The organism is Promicromonospora sp. NPDC052451 (assembly GCF_044547525.1).
Taxonomy (GTDB): Bacteria; Actinomycetota; Actinomycetes; order Actinomycetales; family Cellulomonadaceae; genus Promicromonospora.
Window position 1 is genome coordinate 126,557 of the sequence record NZ_JBIUAP010000009.1, and the last position, 17,978, is coordinate 144,534.

17 protein-coding genes and 1 tRNA gene are annotated in these 17,978 nt (G+C 71.2%); 8 read left to right on the forward strand and 10 right to left on the reverse strand.

Annotated features, from left to right (window positions below):
• The first annotated feature begins 11 nt into the window (after positions 1-11).
• The 6 genes from ACIG47_RS17175 (at position 12) to ACIG47_RS17200 (ending at position 5,856) form a co-directional block, all read left to right on the forward strand.
• Complete coding sequence (locus ACIG47_RS17175; protein WP_397432218.1) at positions 12-866, forward strand: hypothetical protein; 855 nt, start codon at positions 12-14, stop codon at positions 864-866.
• A gap of 41 nt (positions 867-907) precedes the next feature.
• Entirely contained in the window at positions 908-1,891 is a 984-nt protein-coding gene (locus tag ACIG47_RS17180; RefSeq protein ID WP_397432219.1) for an ABC transporter ATP-binding protein, read from the forward strand.
• Positions 1,888-2,694, forward strand: coding sequence for an ABC transporter permease (locus ACIG47_RS17185; RefSeq protein WP_397432221.1), 807 nt, complete (start codon positions 1,888-1,890; stop codon positions 2,692-2,694). The genes ACIG47_RS17180 and ACIG47_RS17185 overlap by 4 nt, the downstream gene beginning before the upstream one ends.
• Positions 2,695-2,778: 84 nt before the next feature.
• Positions 2,779-3,711, forward strand: coding sequence for a bile acid:sodium symporter family protein (locus ACIG47_RS17190; RefSeq protein ID WP_397413256.1), 933 nt, complete (start codon positions 2,779-2,781; stop codon positions 3,709-3,711).
• 19 nt (positions 3,712-3,730) lie between these two features.
• Positions 3,731-4,462, forward strand: a complete 732-nt coding sequence (locus ACIG47_RS17195) for a glutamine amidotransferase (RefSeq protein ID WP_397413258.1) — start codon at positions 3,731-3,733, stop codon at positions 4,460-4,462.
• Between the two features lie 284 nt (positions 4,463-4,746).
• Positions 4,747-5,856, forward strand: coding sequence for a 3-deoxy-7-phosphoheptulonate synthase (locus tag ACIG47_RS17200; RefSeq protein ID WP_397432222.1), 1,110 nt, complete (start codon positions 4,747-4,749; stop codon positions 5,854-5,856).
• A gap of 59 nt (positions 5,857-5,915) precedes the next feature.
• Here ACIG47_RS17200 and ACIG47_RS17205 read toward each other — a convergent pair whose 3' ends face one another.
• The 6 genes from ACIG47_RS17205 to ACIG47_RS17230 all read right to left on the reverse strand — a co-directional run bounded on the left by ACIG47_RS17205 (position 5,916) and on the right by ACIG47_RS17230 (position 9,856).
• Positions 5,916-7,166 carry an ATP-binding protein gene (locus tag ACIG47_RS17205; RefSeq protein ID WP_397432224.1) on the reverse strand — a complete coding sequence of 417 codons (1,251 nt, stop codon included), beginning with the start codon at positions 7,164-7,166 and terminating at the stop codon, positions 5,916-5,918.
• Between the two features lie 87 nt (positions 7,167-7,253).
• Positions 7,254-8,489, reverse strand: a complete 1,236-nt coding sequence (locus ACIG47_RS17210; protein WP_397432226.1) for an NAD(P)/FAD-dependent oxidoreductase — start codon at positions 8,487-8,489, stop codon at positions 7,254-7,256.
• 65 nt (positions 8,490-8,554) lie between these two features.
• Entirely contained in the window at positions 8,555-8,899 is a 345-nt protein-coding gene (locus tag ACIG47_RS17215) for a DUF4333 domain-containing protein (RefSeq protein WP_397432227.1), read from the reverse strand.
• 115 nt (positions 8,900-9,014) lie between these two features.
• Positions 9,015-9,091: transfer RNA gene (locus ACIG47_RS17220), tRNA-Pro, on the reverse strand.
• A gap of 133 nt (positions 9,092-9,224) precedes the next feature.
• On the reverse strand, positions 9,225-9,692 hold the full coding sequence (locus ACIG47_RS17225) for a RidA family protein (RefSeq protein WP_397413264.1): 468 nt from the start codon (positions 9,690-9,692) through the stop codon (positions 9,225-9,227).
• A complete protein-coding gene (locus tag ACIG47_RS17230; RefSeq protein WP_020017885.1) occupies positions 9,689-9,856 on the reverse strand; it encodes a DUF4177 domain-containing protein in 168 nt (55 codons plus the stop codon). Before ACIG47_RS17230 ends, ACIG47_RS17225 begins: the two co-directional genes overlap by 4 nt.
• Before the next feature lie 108 nt (positions 9,857-9,964).
• Here ACIG47_RS17230 and ACIG47_RS17235 point away from each other — a divergent pair, with 108 nt between their 5' ends.
• Together ACIG47_RS17235 and ACIG47_RS17240 are read left to right on the forward strand one after the other, a co-directional pair.
• Positions 9,965-12,340 carry a transglycosylase domain-containing protein gene (locus tag ACIG47_RS17235; protein WP_397432228.1) on the forward strand — a complete coding sequence of 792 codons (2,376 nt, stop codon included), beginning with the start codon at positions 9,965-9,967 and terminating at the stop codon, positions 12,338-12,340.
• 5 nt (positions 12,341-12,345) lie between these two features.
• A complete protein-coding gene (locus tag ACIG47_RS17240) occupies positions 12,346-13,284 on the forward strand; it encodes a metallophosphoesterase (protein ID WP_397432230.1) in 939 nt (312 codons plus the stop codon).
• Between the two features lie 122 nt (positions 13,285-13,406).
• Here the strand turns inward: ACIG47_RS17240 and ACIG47_RS17245 are convergent, their stop codons facing one another.
• From ACIG47_RS17245 to ACIG47_RS17260, 4 genes are all read right to left on the reverse strand, one after another.
• Complete coding sequence (locus ACIG47_RS17245) at positions 13,407-14,084, reverse strand: Crp/Fnr family transcriptional regulator (RefSeq protein WP_397413274.1); 678 nt, start codon at positions 14,082-14,084, stop codon at positions 13,407-13,409.
• Positions 14,085-14,327: 243 nt separating this feature from the next.
• Positions 14,328-15,443, reverse strand: a complete 1,116-nt coding sequence (locus tag ACIG47_RS17250; protein WP_397432232.1) for a bifunctional 2-methylcitrate synthase/citrate synthase — start codon at positions 15,441-15,443, stop codon at positions 14,328-14,330.
• Between the two features lie 31 nt (positions 15,444-15,474).
• Positions 15,475-16,380 carry a methylisocitrate lyase gene (gene prpB / locus ACIG47_RS17255; RefSeq protein WP_397413276.1) on the reverse strand — a complete coding sequence of 302 codons (906 nt, stop codon included), beginning with the start codon at positions 16,378-16,380 and terminating at the stop codon, positions 15,475-15,477.
• The gene (locus ACIG47_RS17260) at positions 16,380-17,912 is read right to left on the reverse strand and encodes an MmgE/PrpD family protein (protein ID WP_397432234.1); all 1,533 of its coding nucleotides are present in this window, start codon (positions 17,910-17,912) and stop codon (positions 16,380-16,382) included. Before ACIG47_RS17260 ends, prpB begins: the two co-directional genes overlap by 1 nt.
• Between the last annotated feature and the right edge of the window lie 66 nt (positions 17,913-17,978).

The following is a 17,978-nucleotide window of genomic DNA, read 5'->3' on the forward strand; positions in this document are numbered from 1 at the left end:
GAGGAGCGCGCATGCCCACGACGACCACTGCGACGACCACTGCGACCACCGCGACGTCGGCCGCCGCACGCACCACCGAGGAGACCGTGATGAGCCGTACCGACCTCGCCCGCGCCGGGCACCGGCGTGCCGTCACCGCCGTCGACCGGTGGGTGCGGCGCTCCGGCGCCGTCGTCGCGTGCTGGTTCTGGGGCATCTACGCGCTGTACGCCGTCGGCATCACGGTGGGGAACGCCGTGACGGGCGGCGACCTCGAGATCAGCGCGCTCGACGCGACGCTCGGTGCGCAGCGCTGGGCGGTGCTCTGGCTCGGTGTCGTCGGCACGACAGCCCTGCTGGCCGTGCACGTCGCCGCGGGTGGCAGCCGCCGGTCGCTGGCCGGGGGAGTGCTCCGCGGCGCCCTCGTGCTCGGTGCCGGCTACGGCGTCGTCACCGTCCTCGCGCTGCTGGGCGAGCGGCTGCTGAGCACGTCGCTGGGTATGACGTGGCGACGGCTCGGCGCCCTGCCGTTCGACGCGCCCCTGGCCGTGCTCGGCACCGCGCTGGCCGAGGGGCTCGTCGTGGCCACCTACCTGCTGGTCGGGGCGTGCATCGGGGTCGGCTTCGTGCACGCCCGGGCCTGGGGCGCGCTCCTGATCGTCCCGCTCGCCCTGCCCGCCGTCCTCGTCGACCTCGCCACCCGTACGGGCGTGGTCGGCACCATCGCCAACGTCGAGCTCCGGCCCGACATCGACCATGCCGAGGTACCCCCGGCGGAGGGCCTCGTCACTCTGCTGACCGGTGTCGGCGGGGCGGCCCTGGCTGCCGCGGTCGCCGCCGTCGTGCTGTACGCCCTGCTCCGCACCGCACCTGTCCGACCCCGCTGACCCTTGCCCTGCTCGTCCCCCTGAGCCTCGAAGGAGCGACCATGACGTCCCCAGTCGTCGATGTCCGCAACCTGCGCAAGACCTATCCCGGCGCCGGGCGCGCCGCACCACCCAAGACCGCCGTCGCCGACGTGAGCTTCCAGGTCGAGCGCGGCGAGATCTTCGGGATCCTCGGCCCCAACGGGGCCGGCAAGACCACCACCGTCGAGTGTGTCGCGGGCCTGCGGCACGCGGACGGCGGCACCGTGCGGGTGCTGGGGCACGACCCCCAGGCCGACCCGATGTCGGTGCGCGAGCACGTGGGCGTGCAGCTCCAGGAGGCCGCCCTGCACGACAAGATCACGGTGGGGGAGGCGCTCGACGTCTTCGGTGGGTTCTACGCCCGGTCCGCCGACCCCGCCGAGCTCCTGGACCTCCTCGACCTGACCGCCCAGCGGGACCAGCAGTTCGGCAAGCTCTCCGGCGGGCAGAAGCAGCGTCTCTCGATCGCGCTCGCGCTCGTCGGCCGCCCGCAGGTGGCCATCCTCGACGAGCTCACCACCGGGCTCGACCCCGCCGCTCGCCGCGCGACCTGGGACCTGGTCGAGCGGGTCCGCGACTCCGGGGTCACCGTCCTGCTGGTCACCCACTTCATGGAGGAGGCCGAGCGGCTGTGCGACCGGCTCGTCGTCATCGACGGCGGCCGCGTCGTCGCGCAGGGCGCGCCGTCCGCCCTGATCGAGGGCCTGGAGGGCCACCGGGGCGTCCGCCTCCGGTTCGCCGACGACGCCGCCCGCGCCCGCGCGCTCCAGCTCCTCACCGCGCTGTCGGAGCGTGACGACGACGTCGCCGGTGCCACGTCCGCCGGGGTCGAGATCGAGGTGACCGGCACCCGCAAGGTGCTGTTCGCGGTGGTGCAGGCGCTCGCTGCCGCCGACGTCGTCCCCGACGACGTGCGGACCGTCGAGCGCACCCTGGAAGATGTGTTCGTGCAGGTCACCGGGCGTCAGTACCGCCCGGAGGAGAACGAGGAGGTGGCGGCGTGACCGTCGTCGAACCCACCACGACCACCCGGGTCGGCAGGCGCCGCGCCCGCGGTTTCCGAACCCTGCTCGCCACCGAGCTCAAGGTGTGGCTGCGGGACCCGACCGCGGTCTTCTTCGCGCTCGTGTTCCCCACCATGCTCCTGCTCGGCCTCGGCCTGGCCATCCCGGCCTTCGCGGAGCCGATGACCGACGCGCCGCCGCCCTGGAACGAGGCACCCGGCGTGACCAGCTACCTGCCCACCGTCATCGCCCTCGCCGTGGGCACCATCGCGCTGACGACCATGCCGGTGCAGTTCGCCACCTTCCGGGAGAAGGGCATCCTCAAGCGCCTGTCGACCACGCCGATGCCCCCGCAGAACCTGATCGGCGCGCACATGGTGATCAACGTGCTCGCACTGATCGTGTCGGCGAGCGCGGCCGTCGTCGGCGCCATGCTGGTGCTGGGCGTGCCGTTCGCGGCCGACCCGCTGACCGTGCTGCTGGTGCTCGTGCTGTCCACGACCGCGATGTTCTCCCTCGGCCTGCTCGTGGCGGCACGGGCCGAGAAGGGCACCACCGCGTCCGGCCTGGGGATGCTGATCTACTTCCCGTCCCTGATGTTCTCCGGGGTGTGGGTGCCCCTGTCGGTCATGCCCGACTGGATGGAACGGATCGGCCTCTACCTGCCGCTCGGTGCGGCCGCCCAGGGCCTCACCGTCGGCTGGTTCGGCAACGAGGGCTTCCCGCTCGCCCAGGTGCTCGTGCTCCTCGCGTGGACCGTGGTGCTCTTCCCGCTCGGCGTGAAGCTCTTCCGCTGGACCTGACCACTCCTCGGACCCGGCCCTGCCGAGCGCAGGGCCGGGTCTACGGTGACCCCCGGCCGATGCCGACGCCGAGGGGGACACACGATGAGGACGCTGCGCACGATCGCCGATCTGGCCGGACGCTGGTTCGCGGTACTGGTGCTGATCGGCGGGATCGCCGGGCTGCTCGCGCCGGCCCAGCTCGCGCCGCTCGCGGCGCACATCCCCCTGTTCCTCGGGATCGTGATGTTCGGCATGGGGCTCACCCTGCGGGGGAGCGACTTCGCCCTCGTGGCCCGGCGCCCGTGGGCGGTGCTCATCGGCGTCCTCGCGCAGTTCGTCATCATGCCGCTCCTCGCCTGGGGCGTGAGCGGGCTGTACGGGCTGACCGGCATGGCCCTGCTCGGCATGATCCTGGTCGGGGCCGCACCCGGTGGCACCGCCTCCAACGTGATCGTCTACCTCGGCAAGGGCGACACCGCCCTGTCGGTGACCATGACGGCGATCTCCACCCTGCTCGCGCCGTTCCTCACCCCGCTGCTCATCCTGTGGCTGGCCGACGAGAGCCTCGACGTCGGGTTCGCCGACCTGTTCGGCTCGATCGTCCAGGTGGTGCTCGTGCCGGTGCTGGCCGGCCTCGTGGTGCGCGCCGTCGCCGGGCGGTTCGTGGAGCGGGTGCTGCCGTTCCTGCCCCTGGTGTCCGTGGGCGGCATCGTCCTGGTGGTGCTCGGCGTGGTGGCCGCCAACGCCGGGACCGTGCTGTCGACCGGGCTGCTGCTGGCGCTCGCCGTGATCACGCACAACCTCCTGGGGCTGCTGCTCGGCTACGGCACCGCCGTCGCGGCCCGGCTGGACCGCCCCGCGCGCCGGGCGGTGAGCATCGAGGTGGGCATGCAGAACTCGGGCCTCGCGGCGAGCCTGGCGGCGACCCACTTCACCCCCGCCGCGGCCCTGCCCGCCGCGCTGTTCTCGGTCTGGCACAACCTCTCCGGTGCCGCCCTCGCGACCTGGTGGGCGCGCCGCTCCACGACCCGCTGATCTCCCCTACCCTCATGTCATGAAGCCGTTCCTGCTGCTCGCGACGCGTGCGGAAGACCTCGCCGCGGACGGTGAGCACGAGGCGTTCCTGCGGTACGGGGGCCTCGCCCCGGAGCAGCTCCACCGCGTCCGCCTCGAGCGCGACCCGCTGCCGCCGGTGGACCTGGACGACTACTCCGGCGTGCTGGTGGGCGGGGGCCCGTTCAACTCCTCGGAGGCACCGGAGCGCAAGAGCGCCACGCAGCGCCGCGTGGAGGCGGAGCTCGGCGGGCTGCTCGACCAGATCGTGGCGCGCGACTTCCCGTTCCTCGGCGCGTGCTACGGCGTCGGCACGCTGGGCGCGCACCAGGGCGCGGTGATCGACGCGACGTACGCGGAGCCCGTGGGGCCGGTGACGGTGGAGCTGACGCCGGAGGCGGCGTCGGACCCGCTGCTCGCGGACATGCCGCAGGCCTTCGCCGCGTACGTGGGGCACAAGGAGGCCGTCCGCAAGCTGCCGGACCACGCCGTGCTGCTCGCCTCCTCGGCGGGGTGCCCGGTGCAGATGTTCCGGATCAAGCAGAACCTCTACGCCACCCAGTTCCACCCGGAGCTCGACGTCCCGGGCATCGAGCAGCGCATCGCGGTCTACCGGGACTACGGGTACTTCCCGCCGGCGGAGGCGGAGCTCGTCCGGGAGCGGTGCGCCTCCGTGCCGGTCACCGAGCCGATGCGCGTGCTGCGGGCCTTCGTGGAGCGTTACGCCCGGTAGCGGCGACTGTGATCGACCGCATCGTGGGAACCGGTGGACAGCCGCCGGGGGTGCGGCTACCGTTTTCGCCGTGGACATCCGTTGGTATTGGCGCTTTACGTCGGCTCCTGGTGGAGCCCGGCGGGCGCGCGCCTGACCAACTTTCCACCCGGAGCCAGGGCCTGGGACGCCGATCGCGTCCAGGCCCTTCGTCTTTACCAGACGGGCCGCTCCGGACCAGGAGTCGGTGGCGGGCCGTCCGGTTCCTCGAACCAGATCCCCGCCAACTTGGAGCCCCGATCCCGATGAGCATCACCCCCGCGGAACCCAGCACCGAGGCGACCGACCTCGGTACCCGCACCTCCGACCTGCGCATCCGCGCCCTCGACCCGCTGCCCGCGCCGAACGCCCTGCTGGCGTCGATGCCGCTCGGTACCGCCCGCAGCGACCTCGTCACCACCTCGCGCCGTGAGGTGCGTGACGTGCTGACCGGCGAGGACGACCGCCTGCTGACGATCGTCGGCCCGTGCTCCGTGCACGACCCGGCCGCCGCGCTGGAGTACGCCTCCCGGCTCGCCACGCTCCGGCGCGAGCTGTCCGACGACCTGGTCGTGGTCATGCGGGTGTACTTCGAGAAGCCGCGCACCACGGTGGGCTGGAAGGGCCTCATCAACGACCCGCACCTGGACGGCACGCACGACGTGCGGCACGGCCTGAGCCTGGCCCGTGAGGTGCTGCTCGGCGTGCTCGACGCCGGCGTCCCCGCCGCCGCCGAGTTCCTGGAGCCGACCAGCCCGCAGTACATCGCCGACGCCGTCACCTGGGGCGCCATCGGCGCGCGCAACGCGGAGTCGCAGGTGCACCGCCAGCTCGCCTCGGGCCTGTCCATGCCGGTCGGGTTCAAGAACGCGACCGACGGCGACGTCCAGATCGCCGTCGACGGCTGCATCACCGCCGCCAGCGAGCACACCTTCTTCGGGGCCGACGGCGAGGGCCGTGCCGCCGCCGTCGAGACCACCGGCAACCCCGACTGCCACGTCATCCTGCGCGGCGGTCGCTCCGGCCCCAACTACTCGCCGGAGGACGTCGCCGCCGCGCTGCGCGTGGCCCGCACCTCCGGGCTGGGCGGCGCCGTCGAGAACGGCGTGATCGTCGACGCGAGCCACGGCAACTCGGGCAAGGACCACGTGCGCCAGGCGGGCGTGGTGCACGAGATCGCCAACCGCATCGCCGACGGCGAGCACGGCATCACCGGCCTCATGATGGAGAGCTTCCTGGTGGCCGGGGCGCAGAAGCCCGGCCCGCTGTCCGAGCTCACCTACGGCCAGTCGGTCACGGACAAGTGCATGGACTGGGACACCACCGAGGACCTGCTGCGCGAGCTGGCGAAGGCCGTGCGGGAGCGGCGGGGCTGAGCTCGGTGCCCTGACTCGGCGTGCTCGTTCTGCCGAGTCAGGGCACACCGATACTGCCGTCAGTGGCCGAGCAAGGACAGCGGCACCACCGCGATCCCGTCGCGACGACGGTAGGCATGCCCGCCGGTCGTGATGACTGCGGCGTCCAGGAGTTCGTCGCCGATGCGCTCCCGGAGCCAGTGCAGGTGCTTGACGTCGGCATCGCTCACGCTCGCGGCCAGCTTGGTCTCCAGAGCGACGACGGCGCCGTCTCGGCGTTCGACGACCAGGTCGACCTCGTGATCGCCGTTGCGGGTGCGGAGGTGATAAGTCCGCGCACGGTTGATGTCGGCATACGTCTGGACGCTCAGCGCCACGAGGTGCTCGAAGAGCGGCCCGAGGAGCGCGCTGTGCCGACCGAGTCGCAGCGAGTCCTGGGTGGCGCCGAGGAGCCGCGCGGCGAGAGCGGGGTCAGCGAGCTGGTGCTTGGGTGAGGTGACGAGCCTGTCGAAGGAGTTGCGGCTGGGAGACCAGGCTGGCAGCGCGTCCAGGAGCCACAGTCCCGTGAGCGCGTCCCGGTACGTGATGGTCGTCGACAGCGCTGGCTTGTCCGACTCGCCGGGCGTAGCCGCGTCGATGATGCGGTTGTAGCTGGTCGTCGTCGAGGTCGCGGCCGCGTACGCGGTGAGCCAACGGCGGAGTGTGTCCGGTCTCCGCACTGCGTACCCCTGCTCGGGAAACTCGCGCTGGACGATGTTGTCCACGTAGGCGTCCAGCAGGTCCAGGCGACTTTCTGAGTCCTCAGGCCGGATCCCGGGCAGGCCTGACGCGACGATCTCCTCGACGTAGTCAGAGAGCGTGACGTCAGTCGATGCGCTGACCTCGGGCTTCTCGCCCGTGAGCAACGCGGCAAGGCTCACGTGCGGCTGTTCGACCTGGCGTTCCTCGAAGCTCAGCGGGCGCATTCTGAATGGAACGATCCGGCCCGCCCCCGAGTGGACTGTCGCTCCTCGCGGGGCCGAGCTTCCCGCGAGGATCACATGTCCGTGCGGAATACCGTCGTCGACCGCCTCCCGCACGCGATCCCACGACTCTGGCCATCGCTGCCACTCGTCGATCAGCACGGGGCCGGGCAAAGTGCGGAAGACGTCCGGGTCTGCGGTGAACTGCTCGCGAATCTCTGCCCGCTGGAGCGAGAGCACCGTCCGTGCGCGCTCGGTCGCGGTCGCCGTCTTCCCAACTCCCTTGGGACCCTGCAGCGCGATGGCGCGCAAGCGAGGCTGGCGGTCATCGAGCCGCTCGTCCAAGAGCCGCCGTTCGTAGATTGCCACGGATCTACACTAGCGTTAGCAGGGATTCTACGCTCGCGTTAGCAGGGTTGCTGCGCTAGTGATCGCAGAAGGTTCCACGCCCCCATCTCAGCCGACGAAGCCCTCCAGCTCCGTCGTCGGCACCTTGCGGCCGGACCGGATCAGCTCTTCCACTCGCTCCATCTGCTCCCAGACGTTCACGGCCATGCCCGCGACGACCTGGCCGTCGACGCGCCAGAACGCCACGAACTCGCGCTTGTCGGCGTCCCCGGAGACCACCACGTCGTCGTACCCGGCCCGGACGTCCACCCAGCCGGTGTACTCCATGCCCACGTCGTACTGGTCGCTGTAGAAGTACGGCAGCTTGTCGTACGGGTCGGCGGCACCGAGCATCGCCTTGCCGGCATGGGTGCCGGTCTCCTGGGCGATCGCCCAGTGCTCCACGCGCAGCGGGCGCCCGTAGTGCGGCGACGGGATGCTCGCGATGTCGCCGCCGGCGAACACGTCGGGGTGGGAGGTGGCCAGCGTGCCGTCCACGGCGACCCCGCCGCCGAGCGCGGCGTCCCGCAGATCCAGGCCCGCAGCCTCGGCCAGGCCGATGTTCGGCGTGACGCCCACGCCGACCACGACGACGTCCGCGCCCAGGTGCGTGCCGTCGGACAGGTCGACGCCGGTTACGCGGCCGTCGGCGCCCCGCAGGCCGGTGACGGACACGCCGCGCTGCAACCGGACGCCGTGCTCGGTGTGGACCCTCGCGTAGAAGTCGCTCATCTCGGTGCCCAGCACCCGGCCGAGCGGGTGTGTGCCCCGGCCCACGACGGTGACGTCCAGGCCGAGGGTCCGCGCGGACGCTGCCACCTCCAGGCCGATCCATCCGTCGCCGACCACGACGAGCCGGCCCACGCCCTCCAGCGAGGCCTCCAGCAGCTGGGCGGAGATGCGGTCGGAGTCGTCGATCGTGCGCAGGTAGTGCACGCCGGCGAGATCGCTCCCCGGCACGCTCAGCGTGCGCGGCGTCGACCCCGGGGCGAGGAGGGCCTTCGCGAAGGTGAGGGTGGCGCCGTCGGACAGGGTGAGGGTGCGGCTCGCGGGGTCGAGGCCCACGGCGGTCTCGCCCGTGCGGACGTCGACGCCGTGCTCGCCGTACCAGGCCTCCTCCAGCGGGAAGACGGCGTCGCGCTCCGCCTCGCCGCGCAGGTAGTCCTTGCTCAGCGGTGGGCGCTCGTAGGGGTGATGGGGCTCGGTGGTGACGACCACCAGGTCGCCGTCGTACCCCTCGGTGCGCAGTGCCTCCGCGGCACGGGCAGTGGTCAGGCCGCCGCCGACCAGAACGAACGGATCCATCAGGTGCCTCCCGGATCAAGGTAGGCGTCCAGTCTCGCACCAGGCGGGGCCGGTGCAGGGGGCGTCTACTCCTGCTCGGTCGCGGACAGCGACCCCAGCTCGTCCTTGATCTCGACGTCGACCCAGGTCGAGTCGCCGTCGACGTCGACCCGGCACTCGAACGTCCGGCCCACCTCGACCACCACCGACGCGGGGCAGATCACGTCCTGCGTGCGGACGGGCGTGCGCGCGCCGTAGCTGACGGCGTCGACCACATGCTGCTCCAGGGCTCGCTGCTCCAGGACCCTGGGCTGGTCGATCTCGAAGGGGCTACCGGCGAACACCTTGACGGTCAGGGCCAGCACGCAGCAGGCGAGTACCGCGAGGGACGTCGCCGTGACGGCGTCGGAGGCGCGGCGTTGTTCGGTCACGTGCTCATTCCTATCGGGAACCTCGCCGGCCGACAAGCCCCGCGCCGAGCGCTGGCCTGCGGACGCGAAAAAGCCCTCCGACTCAGCATTTCTGCTGGTCAGAGGGCCTTTCACATGGTCGGGGTGACAGGATTTGAACCTGCGACCTCTTCGTCCCGAACGAAGCGCGCTACCAAGCTGCGCCACACCCCGATGGAGCCCACCGCACGTCAAGCACGAAGCCCGTCCGCGGAAGCCTGCTCAGAATAGCCGACGCATGGCCCGGAACGGAAACCGAATGCGGAGTGGGTCCGATCACTCCCGTTCCGGGCCACGTCTGCGGGCGTCAGACCAGCTCGACGACGAGCTCCACCTCGACCGGCGCGTCCAGCGGAAGGACCGCCACGCCGACGGCGGAGCGCGCGTGCAGGCCGGCGTCGCCGAAGATCTCGCCGAGCACCGTGGAGGCGCCGTTGATCACGCCGGGCTGTCCGGTGAACGACGGGTCGCTGGCGACGAAGCCGACGACCTTGACGATCCGGGAGACGGCGTCGAGGGAGCCGGTGACCGACCGGACGGCGGCCAGCGCGTTGAGGGCGCAGATGCGGGCGTAGCCCGCGGCGTCGTCGGGGGAGACCAGGCCCTCGCCCTCGCCCACCTTGCCGGTGGCGGCCAGGGTGCCCGCGGTGAAGGGGAGCTGGCCGGAGGTGTAGACGTGGCGGCCGGTCTGCACGGCCGGCACGTAGGCCGCGACCGGGGCCGCGACCTCGGGGAGCGTGATGCCCAGCTCGGCGAGGCGCTGCTCGTGGCTCATGCGTCACCGCCCGTGGGCCGCTTCAGGTAGGCGACGAGCCCGGTGCCGTCGGGTCCGGGGACCACCTGCACGAGCTCCCAGCCGTCCGAGCCCCACTGGTCGAGGATCGCCTTGGTGTTGTGAATGAGGAGGGGGATCGTCGCGTACTCCCACTTCGTTGCCATGCCGTGATGTTAGCCCGCTCCGGGCCCCGGCGATTCCGCACGAGACCTGCACACCGCGGGCCGCCCCTTTCGGCGTGCCCTGTCAGGGACACCCCGTAACCTGGGCGCATGGCCATGGCTAACCCTCGCGAGCCGCGCCGGATCACTCGGACCATCCCAGCGGCCCAGCTCATCGGACTCCTCCTCGCCTTCGTGCTCACCGCCGGTGCCGGCGGTGTGATCGCTGCCGGTCTGGTGATCCCGCTCGCCTCGGGCGTGGACACCGCGGTGGACACGGGCGTCGAGGTGTTCAACGAGGTGCCGGACGAGATGGTCCCCGGGCCGCTGTCCGAGCAGTCCGTGATCTACGCGAGCGACAACAAGACCAAGCTGGCCACGTTCTACGCCCAGAACCGCATCGTCGTGCCGCTCGACAAGGTGGCCGACAACATGAAGCACGCCGTCATCGCCATCGAGGACGAGCGCTTCTACACGCACGGCGGAGTGGACCCCGAGGGCATCTCGCGCGCCGCGGTGCAGAACTTCGGCGGGGGCGACACGCAGGGTGCCTCGACGCTCACGCAGCAGTACGTGAAGAACGTGCTCATCGAGGAGGCGGTGCGCGACAACGACGCGTTCGGCGTCCTGGAGGCGAGCGAGAGCTCGCTCACGCGCAAGCTCCGCGAGGCCAAGCTGGCGATCGCGCTCGAGAAGAAGATGTCCAAGGACGAGATCCTCCAGGGCTACCTCAACATCGCGCAGTTCGGCCGCAGCGTCTACGGCGTCGAGACGGCGGCGCAGTACTACTTCAACAAGTCGTCGAGCAAGCTGTCGGTGGTCGAGGCGGCCACCATCGCCGGCATCACGAAGTCGCCGAGCGCGTTCGACCCGGTCGCCAACCCGGAGGAGGCGGAGGTCCGCCGCAACCTGGTGATCGGCAAGATGTGGCAGCTCGGCTACATCACCACCGACGAGCGTGACGAGGCCATGGCGACGCCCCTGGCGGACACGCTCGACGTCCAGCCCCTCGAGGTGGGCTGCGACGCGGCGCAGGGCGCGGCGTTCTTCTGCGACTACGTCATCAAGGAGGTCATGGCGAGCCCCGAGTTCGGGAAGACCCGCGAGGACCGCTACGACCTGCTCTACCGCGGCGGCCTGCGGATCGTGACGACGCTCGACATGAAGATGCAGCGGGCGGCCGAGAAGACCGTGGTCGAGGGTGTGCCCGGGGACAACGCGTACGGGCTGGAGGCGGCTGTGACGTCCGTGGTGCCGGGTACCGGCGAGATCCGGGCGATGGCGCAGAACGTCCCGTACGACGCGACGTCGAACCCCGCGGCGGGCACGACCGCGCAGAACTACTCGGCGGACTACAACCACGGCAACTCGCGCGGTTTTCCGGTGGGGTCGAACTTCAAGCCGTTCGTGCTGGCCGAGTGGCTGCGCAGCGGACATCAGCTCTACGACTCGGTGAGCGCCGGCCCCTACGCGCCGTACCAGACGGAGTTCACGGCCGACGGCTGCGTGGCCAACCTCCCCCACACGCAGTGGGAGGTGGGTAACGTGGAGGGCTCGACGTCCGGCAACATCAGCGTGCTCCAGGGCACGTTCCAGTCGCTGAACACCGTCTACGCGCGCATGTCGCAGCAGATCAACCTGTGCGACCTCCAGAAGACGGCGTGGGACGTCGGTTTCCGGCCGATGACGTCGGGCCTGACCTACGAGGGTGAGGGCACGTTCCGGACGATCGACGAGCCGCAGCAGAAGGACATCGACGTCTTCCCGTCGATGACGCTCGGTACCCAGGCCTCGACGCCGCTCAACCAGGCCGCCGCCTACGCCACCTTCGCCTCGGGCGGGACCTACTGCGAGCCCATCGCGATCCTCGAGGTCAAGGACCACGAGGGCAAGAAGATGAAGGTGCCGTCGGCCAACTGCAAGCAGACCCTGGAGCCGAACGTCGCCAACACGGTGGCCTACGCCATGACCAAGGTCTTCAGCACGAGCCCGTGGGGCACGGCCTGGTCGATCGCGCCCGGTCTCGCCGACGGTCGGCAGGTGGCGGGCAAGACCGGTACCACCAACGGCGCCACCCAGAGCTGGTTCACCGGGTACACGCCCGAGCTGTCCACCTCCGTGTGGGTGGGTGAGGCCAGCGGCGAGGTCGAGCACATGAACGTCATCCTGCCGTCGACCACCTGGTACAACGCCTCGGCCAAGGTGGGCCCGCTGTACGGCGGAACCGCCGCGGCGCCCACGTGGCGCCGGTACATGGACCAGGCCATGGTGGGCCTGCCGACGACGCCGTTCCCCGCAGCCGACCCGAACCTCGTGGGCAAGAAGCCGGCTGCCCCGAAGCCGGACAAGAGCGACGACGGTGGTGACTCCGACGGTGGTGGTGGTGACTCCGACGGCGGCGACTCCGGCGACGGCGGAGGCGACACCGGCGGTCCGGGCGGTGGTCCGGGCGGTCCGGGCGGCGGCGACCGCGGCGGGGACGACTGATCCGGATGGGCACGCTGGGTAACGTCGGCAAGGCGCTCGGGATCGCCGGGGGCCTCGCCGTCGCCGGGTTGGCCTACGCGCACCTGGAGACCAAGCTGTTCCGCGTGCGCCGGGTGACGGTGCCGCTGCTGCCGCCGGGGCAGCGGCCGATCCGGGTGCTGCAGGTGTCCGACCTGCACCTCACGCCGAGCCAGCACACCAAGCAGGCGTGGGTGCGGTCGCTCGCCGAGCTCGAACCCGACCTCGTCATCAACACGGGCGACAACTTCGGGCACCCGCAGGCGCTGGCGCCGCTGCTCGACGTCCTGGGCCGGCTGATGGACGTGCCGGGCGCGTTCGTCATGGGGTCGAACGACTACTACGCGCCGACGTTCAAGAACCCGGCCCGGTACCTGCTCCGGGACGCCCGGGTGGACCGTGACGACAAGGTGGAGCTCCCTTCCGGTTCGCTCGCCAAGGCGTTCACGGAGGCCGGCTGGGTAGACCTCGACAACAGTCGCGGTCTCGTCGAGCTGCGCGACGGGCGCACCGTGGGGCTGGTGGGGATGGACGACCCGCACCTCGACCGCGACGTCATGCCGGAGCCCGGCCGCGTGCCGGGCGAGGAGGACGCGGTGCTGCGCCTCGGCGTCGTGCACGCGCCCTACCAGCGCGTGCTGAACCAGCTCAAGGACGACGGCGTGGACGCGATCATCGCGGGGCACACGCACGGCGGGCAGCTCTGCCTGCCGTACTACGGCGCGCTCGTGACGAACTGCGACCTGGACCGTGGTCGGGCCTCGGGCCTGCACGGCTGGCCGGGACCGCGCCCCGACCGCGAGGGCGGCGAGGACTCGACGTGGCTGCACGTCTCGGCGGGTGCCGGGACGTCCCCGTACGCCCAGGTGCGGTTCGCGTGCCGGCCGGAGGCGACGCTGATGACGCTGACGGCGCGGGGTGTGTGAACAGCGTCCCTTTCTTACGCGGTGACCGTCCGTCGGAGGTCCGTGATCGGCAAAAGGTCAGGTGGTCGGCAACCCGAGTTGCCGACCACCTGACCTTTTGCCGATCACGGACCTCCGTCAGATCAGCGCGCCCGCCGCTCCAGCCGGTCAAGGTCCAGCAGCACCACAGCCCGCCCCTCGCGCCGGACCCACCCGCGGGTCGCGAAGTCGGCAAGCGCCTTGTTCACGGTCTCGCGCGACGCGCCGACGAGCTGTGCCAGCTCCTCCTGCGTGAGGTCGTGCGCCACGCGGATGCCGTCGTCGTTGGGCTCGCCGAAGCGGGTCGAGAGGTCGAGCAGCGCCTTGGCCACGCGGCCCGGGACGTCGGAGAAGACGAGGTCCGCCAGCGTCTCGTTGGTGCGGCGCAGCCGGCGTGCCAGCGCACCCAGGAGCTGGGTGGCGACACCGGGGTGGTCCGCGATCCACCGCACGAGGGACTCGTGCCGCAGCTCGTAGACCACGGAGTCCGACACGGAGGACGCCGACGCCGTGCGGGGGCCCGGGTCGAACAGGGACAGCTCACCGAACATCTCGCCCGGGCCCAGGATCGACAGCAGGTTCTCGCGGCCGTCGCTCGACCGGCGCCCCAGCTTGATCTTGCCCTGCGCGATGACGTACAGGCGGTCGCCCGGTTCGCCCTCGCGGAAGAGCACGTCACCCCGGACCAGCTCCACGGGCACCATGGACTCGAAGAGCGCGCGTGTCTCATCGCCTTCCATGTCCGCGAAGAGGGGGGCAGAGAGTACGACTTCGTCGTCCACCAGTGGTGTCCTCACGTGTCGGGGACTTTCGTCCATCAGTCTTTTCCACCTCTCAGTCTGCCTCAATGTCACGAGATTGCCGGGTCATCGGTCTCTCTCGTGGCGTCCGCGTGGCGTGCAGGCCCGACGCGATCGTCCGCCTCGTGCGGGATGTCGGCTTTTGCCCAGTGCGAAGTAGGACGCCCGTCCAATAATCCTAGGGGTGTCACCTGGGAGTACGGAACGGGCGCCCTACCTGACGGTTCAGGGAACCTCGCGCTGCTCCGGTCCGACGTACTCGCACACCGGCCGGATCAGCGAGTTCGCGGCCCGCTGCTCCATGACGTGCGCCGTCCACCCGGTGATCCGGGAGGCCACGAACAGCGGCGTGAAGATGTTCGTGTCGAACCCGATCAGGTGGTACGCCGGCCCGGCGGGGTAGTCCAGGTTCGGCTTGATGTTCTTGCGGCTGACCATGGCGTTCTCGAGCGTGTCGTACAGGGCGATCACCTCGGTGTCGCCGTAGTGCTCGGCGAGGTCACCGAGCACGGCGCGCATGGTCGGCACGCGGGAGTCGCCGTTCTTGTAGACCCGGTGGCCGAACCCCATGATCTTCTTCTTGTTCGCCAGCGCGTCCTCGAGCCACGCCTCCGCCCGGTCCGCCGAGCCGATCTCCTCGAACGTGGCCTGCACGGCCTCGTTCGCGCCGCCGTGCAGCGGGCCCTTGAGGGCGCCGATGGCGCCCGTCACGGCCGAGTGCAGGTCGGCGAGCGTCGAGGTGATGACGCGCGCGGTGAACGTGGACGCGTTGAACGAGTGCTCCGCGTAGAGCACCATCGACGCCTCGAAGGCCTGCACGACGGCAGGTTCCTTCTCCTCGCCGAACGTCATCCACAGGAAGTTGGCGGAGTAGCCCAGGTCCTCGCGGGGGTGCACGATCTCCTGGCCCCGGCGGCGGCGCTGGTCGAGGGCGACGACGGCGGGCAGGACCGCCCACAGCCGCAGCGCCTTGGCGAGCTCCGCCTCGGGCGAGGAGTCCTCGGCCTGCGGGTCGTGGGCGCCCAGGATCGACACCGCGGTGCGGCACACGTCCATGGGGTGGCAGTCGGTGGGCAGCTCCAGGATCGCGTCCCGGATGTTGTCCGGCAGCTCGCGGTGCACCCGCTCGACGGCGGTCTGCTCAGCGAGCTGCGCGGCCGTCGGCAGCTCGCCGTGCCACAGCAGATAGGCGACCTCCTCGAAGGACTTCTTCGCGGCCAGCTCCTGCACGGGGTAGCCCCGGTACAGCAGCGAGTTGGTCTCCGGGTTGACCTTCGAGATGGCCGACGTGTCGGCGACGACGCCGGCCAGACCCTTCCGGATCTCGGTGGTCTCAGGCATTGGCACTCCTTCGTGTCCTGGCATGACGAGGTCAGGGCTGGTAGGTGAAGACGTTCGAGTCGAAGTGGTTGTAGGCGGCGTAGTCGTTCAGCTCGTAGAGCCGCGCGCGGGTCTGCATCTGCGGCACCAGGTCCGCCTGCGTGCCCGACGCCGCGATCTGGTCCAGCGCGCGCTCGGCGGCGCCCATCGCGATGCGGAGCAGGGTGACGGGGTAGATGACGAGCCGGGCGCCGGCGTCCTGGAGCTGCTGCGTGGTGAAGAGCTCGGACTTGCCGAACTCCGTCATGTTGGCCAGCACCGGCACGTCGAGGGCCGAGGCGACGGCCTCGAACTCCGCGAGATCCTTCATCGCCTCGGGGAAGATCGCGTCCGCCCCGGCGTCGACCAAGGCCTTGGCGCGGTCGATCGCGAGCCGGAGCCCGCGCTCGCCCGGTTCCGTGCCGCGCACGTCGGTGCGCGCCATGATCAGGAAGTCGGGGTCGCGGCGGCCGTCGACGGCGGCCCGGATGCGCCGGACGGCGTCGCCGAGCCCGACCACCTCCTTGCCGTCGAGGTGACCGCACCGCTTGGGGTTGACCTGGTCCTCGATGTGGATGCCGGCCACCCCGGCGTCCTCCATGGTCTGGACCGTGCGAGCCACGTTCATGGGCTCGCCGAACCCGGTGTCGGCGTCGGCCAGCACGGGCAGGTCGGTGACCCGGGCGATCTGCGCGGCGCGGCCGGCCACCTCGGTGAGGGTGGTGAGGCCGATGTCGGGCAGGCCCAGGTCGGCGGAGAGGACCGCACCGGAGACGTAGACGCCGTCGAACCCCTTGTCCTGGATGAGCGTGGCGCTCAGGGGGTTGAAGGCGCCCGGCAGGCGCAGGATCTCCGGGCCGGCGAGGGCCTCGCGGAAGGCGCGGCGCTTCGCGGCCGGGGTGAGGTGGGAGTAGAGCATCAGGCACGCCCCAGCTCGAACAGGCCCGTCGGGGCCGCGACGGCGCCCAGGACGCCGGGGGCGGCGACGATCGTGAGCTCACGGACCTCGGCGGGCGTGAGCTCGGGCAGCCGCTCGGCCAGGCCGAGGAAGCGCTCGATCTCGGCGTCCTCCAGGACACCCGCCGCCAGCGTGCGGAACTTGGCCACGTAGTTCGCCCGGACGAACGGGCGGGCGCCCAGCGGGTGGGCGTCGGCGACGGCGATCTCGCGCGTGACCACCTCGCCCGAGGTGAGCGTGATCTCGACGCGGCCGCCGAACGCCTTCTCCGCGGGGTCGGTCGAGTGGTAGCGACGCGTCCACTCCGGGTCCTCGGCGGTGGTGACCTTGCGCCACAGCTCCACGGTGTCCGGGCGCTGGGCCCGTGAAGGGGCGTAGGAGTCCACGTGGTGCCAGCCGCCGTCCTGCAGCGCGACGGTGAAGATGTACGGCACCGAGTGGTCGAGGGTCTCGCGCGACGCCGTCGGGTCGTACTTCTGCGGGTCGTTCGCGCCCGAGCCGATCACGTGGTGCGTGTGGTGGCTGGTGTGCAGCACGATCGAGGCGACGTTCGCCGGGTCGCGCAGCTCGGGGCGCTCGGCGCCCAGCGCGCGGGCCATGTCGATGATCGCCTGCGCCTGGTACTCCGCGGAGTGCTCCTTGGTGTACGTGTCGAGGATCCCGGTCCGGGCCTCGCCGGCCTCGGGCAGCACCACGGAGTAGGCGGCGTCGGGGCCGTCCAGGAGCCACGCGACCACGCCGTCCTCGCCCTCGTAGATGGGCTCGGGGGACGTCTGGCCGCGCATGGCGCGGTCCACGGCCTCGACCGCGAGCTTGCCCGCGAAGGCCGGCGCGTGCGCCTTCCACGTGGAGATCTGGCCCTTGCGGCTCTGCCGCGTGGCGGTGGTGGTGTGCAGGGCCTGGCCGATCGCCTGGAACACCGTCTCGGTGTCCAGGCCGAGCAGCGTGCCGATACCGGCCGCCGCCGACGGGCCGAGGTGCGCCACGTGGTCGATCTTGTGCTTGTGCAGGCTGATCGCGCGGACCAGGTCCACCTGGATCTCGTAGCCGGTCACGATGCCCCGGACCAGCTCGGCGCCGGTGCGGCCCGCGTGCTGGGCCACGGCCAGGACCGGCGGGATGTTGTCGCCCGGGTGGGAGTACTCGGCGGCGAGGAAGGTGTCGTGGAAGTCGAGCTCGCGGACGGCGACGCCGTTGGCCCAGGCCGCCCACTCGGGGCTGCTGGTGGCCTCCGGGGCCAGGCCGAAGACCGTGGAGCCGGGCGTGTACGGGTGCGCCTGGGCCTGCGACCGGGCCGCGACGGCGGGGCCGCGCGTGAGGCTGGCCGCCGCGACCGCGGCGTTGTCGATCACGCGGTTGATCACCATGTCGGTGACCTCGGCCGTGGGCTCGACGGTGTCGGTGGCGAGCTCCGCGAGCTTCCAGGCGAGCTGGTCGGTGCGCTTGAGCGGCTCGGCGGACGGGTAGACGCGCAGGTGGTGCGTGTACGGCATGGTGACTCTTCCTCGATTCACAGGGACCGTCGTGAGGTCCGGGGCGCCCTTGACCTTCTCATACTC